This window comes from Stenotrophomonas sp. PS02289, from assembly GCF_029960115.1.
Classification (GTDB): domain Bacteria; phylum Pseudomonadota; class Gammaproteobacteria; order Xanthomonadales; family Xanthomonadaceae; genus Stenotrophomonas.
Genome location: NZ_JASCOZ010000247.1, coordinates 1 through 4622 on the forward strand (window position 1 = coordinate 1; position 4622 = coordinate 4622).

At 69.1% G+C, this 4622-nt stretch carries 4 protein-coding genes; 2 read left to right on the plus strand and 2 right to left on the minus strand.

Annotated elements, in window-relative coordinates:
- Positions 1-54: 54 nt before the first annotated feature.
- On the minus strand, positions 55-843 hold the full coding sequence (locus QMX83_RS20265; protein ID WP_282298435.1) for a TatD family hydrolase: 789 nt from the start codon (positions 841-843) through the stop codon (positions 55-57).
- A gap of 66 nt (positions 844-909) precedes the next feature.
- Between QMX83_RS20265 and hrpB the strand changes: the two genes are divergently transcribed.
- Positions 910-3414, plus strand: a complete 2505-nt coding sequence (gene hrpB / locus QMX83_RS20270) for an ATP-dependent helicase HrpB (protein ID WP_282298436.1) — start codon at positions 910-912, stop codon at positions 3412-3414.
- Between the two features lie 117 nt (positions 3415-3531).
- Positions 3532-3933: a hypothetical protein gene (locus QMX83_RS20275; RefSeq protein WP_282298437.1), complete on the plus strand. Its 402-nt coding sequence runs from the start codon at positions 3532-3534 to the stop codon at positions 3931-3933.
- Positions 3934-4047: 114 nt separating this feature from the next.
- Here the strand turns inward: QMX83_RS20275 and QMX83_RS20280 are convergent, their stop codons facing one another.
- A complete protein-coding gene (locus QMX83_RS20280; protein WP_282298438.1) occupies positions 4048-4584 on the minus strand; it encodes a pseudouridine synthase in 537 nt (178 codons plus the stop codon).
- Positions 4585-4622: the final 38 nt, after the last annotated feature.

Genomic DNA, 4622 nt, shown 5'->3' on the forward strand with positions numbered 1-4622 from the left:
GCCCTGCGTGGCTTCGACCCTGTTTAACACCGCGAAGCCACGCAGGGCGTGGCTCTACGGTAGCCGGAAGAATTCGCGCGTGGCGGCCGTGGCATTCGCCGCGGTCAACGCTACATCCTCGCCGCGATCGCGGGCCAGCTCTTCCACGATGTGCGACAGGAACATCGGCTCGTTGCGGCGGTCCTTCGGCATCGGCTTCAGGGTGCGCGGCAGCAGATAGGGCGCGTCGGTCTCGATCATGAGGCGATTGGCCGGCACGTGCTTGACCAGCTCGCGCAGGTGCGCGCCACGGCGCTCGTCGCACAGCCAGCCGGTAATGCCCACGTACCAGTCCTGATCCAGGTAATCGAACAGCTCCTGGCGCTCGCCGGTGAAGCAATGCACCACGGCCGGGCCAAGGCGGCCTTCGAAGTTCTTCATCTGCGCCATGAAGTCGGCATGCGCGTCGCGCTGGTGCAGGAACAGCGGCTTGCCGTTTTCGGCGGCCAGCTGCAGCTGCCGCTCGAAAGCACGGTGCTGGGCCGGGCGCGGCGCGAAGTCGCGGAAGTAGTCCAGCCCGCACTCGCCCACCGCAACCACTTCAGCGTTTGCATGCAGTGCGCGCATCTCGGCGTCGCACTCTTCGGTGTATTCCACCGCGTGGTGCGGGTGCACGCCGGCAGTGGCGTACAGGAAGCCGGGATGCTGACGGGCCAGTTCCAGCGCCATCGGCGAGTGCTCACGGCTGGCCCCGGTGATCACCATCTGCACCACGCCGGCCGCGCGCGCGCGCTCCAGCACCGCGTCGCGATCACGGTCGAAAGAGTCGTGGGTGAGGTTGGCACCGATATCGATCAGTTGCATGGGGCAGTTCGCACACTCAGGTAAGCGGCGCATTGTAAAGCACGGCCCTGCCCGTATCCTTGCCGCATGCGTACGCCTGTTTTCCCCATTGCCGAGCAGCTGCCGGCCATTCTGGATGCCTTGAGCAGCCATGCCCGCCTGGTGCTGGAAGCCCCGCCCGGCGCGGGTAAGACCACCCAGGTGCCGCTGGCGCTGCTGGACGCGCCGTGGCTGCAGGGGAAGAAGATCATCATGCTGGAACCGCGCCGGGTAGCCGCGCGCAGTGCGGCGCAGTTCATGGCGCGCCAGCTGGGCGAGGACGTGGGCGAGACCGTGGGTTACCGGATCCGCTTCGAGAACAAGGTGTCCGCGCGTACCCGGGTGGAGGTGGTCACCGAGGGCATCCTGACCCGCATGCTGCAGGACGACCCGCTGCTGGAGGGCGTGGGCGCGCTGCTGTTCGATGAATTCCACGAGCGCCATCTGGCGGCAGACCTGGGCCTGGCCTTGGCGCTGGACGTGCAGGCGCAGCTGCGCGATGACCTGCGTATTGTGGTGATGTCGGCCACGCTGGACGGCGAGCGGCTGGCGCAGTTCCTCGACGCGCCGCGCATCAGCAGCGCGGGCCGCAGCTATCCGGTGACGATCAGCCATTTCCCGGCGCGACGCGACGAGGCGCTGGAGGCACAGCTGCGGCGCGCGGTGGAACAGGCGCTGCGCGAGCATCCGGGCGACGTGCTGGTGTTCCTGCCCGGGCAGCGCGAGATCAACCGCGCCCTGGCCGCGCTGGACACGGTGCTGCCTGCTGAAGTGCAGCTGCTGCCGCTGCACGGCGAGCTGCCGGTGGAACAGCAGAGCCGCGTGCTGCAACCCGACCCGAACGGGCAGCGCCGGGTGGTGCTGGCGACCAACGTGGCCGAATCCTCGGTCACTCTGCCGGGGGTGCGGGTGGTGATTGATGCGGGGCTGGCGCGCGAGCCGCGCTATGACCCCAACAGCGGATTTGCACGGCTGGACGTCGTGCCAATCGCGCAGGCCTCCGCCGACCAGCGCGCCGGCCGTGCCGGACGCGTGGCCGAGGGCTGGGCCTGGCGGCTGTGGCCGCAGTCGCAGCGGCTGGAGGCACAGCGCCGGCCGGAGATGGCCCAGGTGGAACTTGCCTCGCTGGCGCTGGAGCTGGCGGCTTGGGGCAGTGCTGACCTGCGTTTTGTCGACACGCCGCCGGTGGGTGCATTGGCAGCGGCGCGTGAGCTGTTGCAGCGACTGGGTGCATTGAGCGAGAGCGGCGCGTTGACCGCACTGGGCCGGCGCATGCTGTCGCTGGGCACCCACCCGCGACTGGCCGCGATGCTGTTGTCGGCGGCCGCCGGCTCTGAACAGGCACTGGCCTGTGATCTGGCAGCGCTGGTGGAGGCCCGCGACCCGCTGCGCCAGGGCGGCGATGCCTTGGCAGCGCGTTGGCGGGCGCTGGCCGCGTTCCGTCAGGGCCGCACCCCGCATGACGCCAATCGCGGTGCACTGGCCGCCATCGATGCGGCGAGCAAGCAATGGCGGCGACGCCTGCGCTGCGACACCGCCCCGCCCTCTTCGGTGGAGGCGCATCAGCTCGGCGACCTGCTGGCGCATGCCTTCCCGGACCGGATTGCCGCCCGTCATCCCACCGATCCGCTGCGCTACCTGCTGGCCAACGGCCGCAGCGCGCGCCTGTTCGACCCCAGTGATCTGCGCGGCGAGCCGTGGCTGGTGGCGGTGGAACTGCGCTACGAGGCCCGCGATGCGCTGCTGCTGCGCGCCGCCCCGGTGGACGAGAACCGCCTGCGTCGCGACTTCCCGCAGCGCTTCGTGCAGGAAGACGTGGTGCGCTGGGACGGCGACAAGCGGGCGCTGGTGGCACTGCGCGAGACCCGCTTCGACCGCATCGTGCTGGACAGCCGCTCGGCCGGGCGCGTGGACCCGGCGCAGGCCGCGCAGGCGTTGACCGAGGCGGTGCGCGAACTGGGACTGCAGTCGCTGCCGTGGACCGACGGGCTGCGCCAGTGGCAGGCGCGCACGGTGGGGTTGCGCCACTGGATGCCGGAGCTGGAACTGCCCGACGTCTCCGATGCGGCGCTGCTGGCGAGTTTGTCGGACTGGCTGACGCCGGCCTTCAACGGCAAGACCCGGCTGGACGCGCTGGATGAGAGCACCCTGGGCGAGGCGCTGAAGTCGCCGCTGCCGTGGGCGTTGCGGCAGCGCGTGGATCAGCTGGCTCCGGTGCGGATGGCGGTCCCGTCGGGGATGGAACGGTCCATTCATTACGCACTGGAGGCCGATGGCAGCACGCCGCAGCCGCCGGTGCTGGCGGTGAAACTGCAGGAGCTGTTCGGGCTGGCCGACACCCCGCGCATCGCCGACGGCCGCGTACCGCTGACCCTGCACCTGCTCTCACCCGGCGGGCGGCCGCTGCAGGTCACCCAGGATCTGCGCAACTTCTGGGCCAATACCTATGCGGAAGTGAAAAAGGAAATGAAGGGGCGGTATCCCAAGCATCCGTGGCCGGACGACCCGTGGACCGCCACCGCCACGCACCGCGCCAAGCCGCGCGGGACGTAGAGCCGGGCTCTGCCCGGCTGCTTGAACGCACGGTCAGCATTCAGTCACGATGCGGATAACACGCTCTACACGGCGAACGCGCCACACTGGATTTCGACCCGAGGCAAAGGACCCCACATGAGCAGACTGACCGTGATTACCGACCGCGCTCTCGAGCGCGCCCTGGATTTGGCCAGCAGCGCCGGCGACGGCCTGAAGCATGCAGGCAGCAGCCTGGGCAGCAACCTGCGTCATTTTGGTCCGCAGGCCACCGACTGGATCAAGACCGGTGCCGCGCTGGGTGCGGTGAAGACCGGCGGCAAGGCGGCCGCCAAGGTGGTGCGTCGCAACCCGGCGGCCACGATCGCCGTGGCGGCAGTGGGCGTGGGCCTGTTGGGCTATGCGCTGTACCGCAAGCAGCAGAAGAAGAAGGCTGCACAGGGCGGCGTGGTGGATGGACAGGCGCAGCGCATTGCCGCGCGCAACCGTCGCACCAGCACCGTGATTGATGAGCACAGCGATATTGGTAGTGATGCGTGATTGTTGATGTTGTGAGGTAACAGCAGAACCGTCGACATTGTTCGGCGGTTTTGTTTTTTGGGGTCGGGACGGTTGTGCGAGGGCCGGCCAACGGCCGGCGCTACCGGTTACCGGCTACCGGATCTCGCGCCACTCGCCCGGTAGAAGACCGTTGAGCTGGTGCGGGCCCATCGAGACGCGGACCAGGCGCAGGGTGGGCAGGCCGACGGCGGCGGTCATGCGCCGCACCTGGCGGTTGCGGCCTTCGCGCAGGGTGATCGCCAGCCACGCATCGGGGACGGTTTTGCGGAAGCGGACCGGCGGGGTGCGTTCCCACAGTGATGGGGCGTCCAGCATCTCCACGCCCGCCGGCAGGGTCGGGCCGTCGTTGAGCTGCACACCGCGGCGCAGGGCCTGCAGGGCTTCATCAGTGACCGTGCCTTCCACCTGCACCCAGTAGGTCTTGGCTTCCTTGTGCTTCGGGTCGGTCAGGCGATTGGCGAGGCGACCGTCATCGGTGAGCAGCAGCAGGCCTTCGCTGTCGTAGTCCAGCCGGCCGGCGGCATAGACGTCAGGCGGCAGCCCGAACCCGGCCAGGGTCGCGCGCGGCGGCTGGCTGCGGTCGGTGAACTGGCACAGCACATTGAAGGGTTTGTTGAAGGCGATGAGCATGGACGGTGCAACGGCGGGGATGGGACATTGTCCCATCC

What these genes read in the sequence shown, in the direction of transcription:
- QMX83_RS20275 (WP_282298437.1), top strand. Translation starts at nt 3,532, where the DNA reads ATGAGCAGACTGACCGTGATTACCGACCGCGCTCTCGAGCGCGCCCTG.
- QMX83_RS20265 (WP_282298435.1), bottom strand. Translation starts at nt 843, where the DNA reads ATGCAACTGATCGATATCGGTGCCAACCTCACCCACGACTCTTTCGAC.
- hrpB (WP_282298436.1), top strand. Translation starts at nt 910, where the DNA reads ATGCGTACGCCTGTTTTCCCCATTGCCGAGCAGCTGCCGGCCATTCTG.
- QMX83_RS20280 (WP_282298438.1), bottom strand. Translation starts at nt 4,584, where the DNA reads ATGCTCATCGCCTTCAACAAACCCTTCAATGTGCTGTGCCAGTTCACC.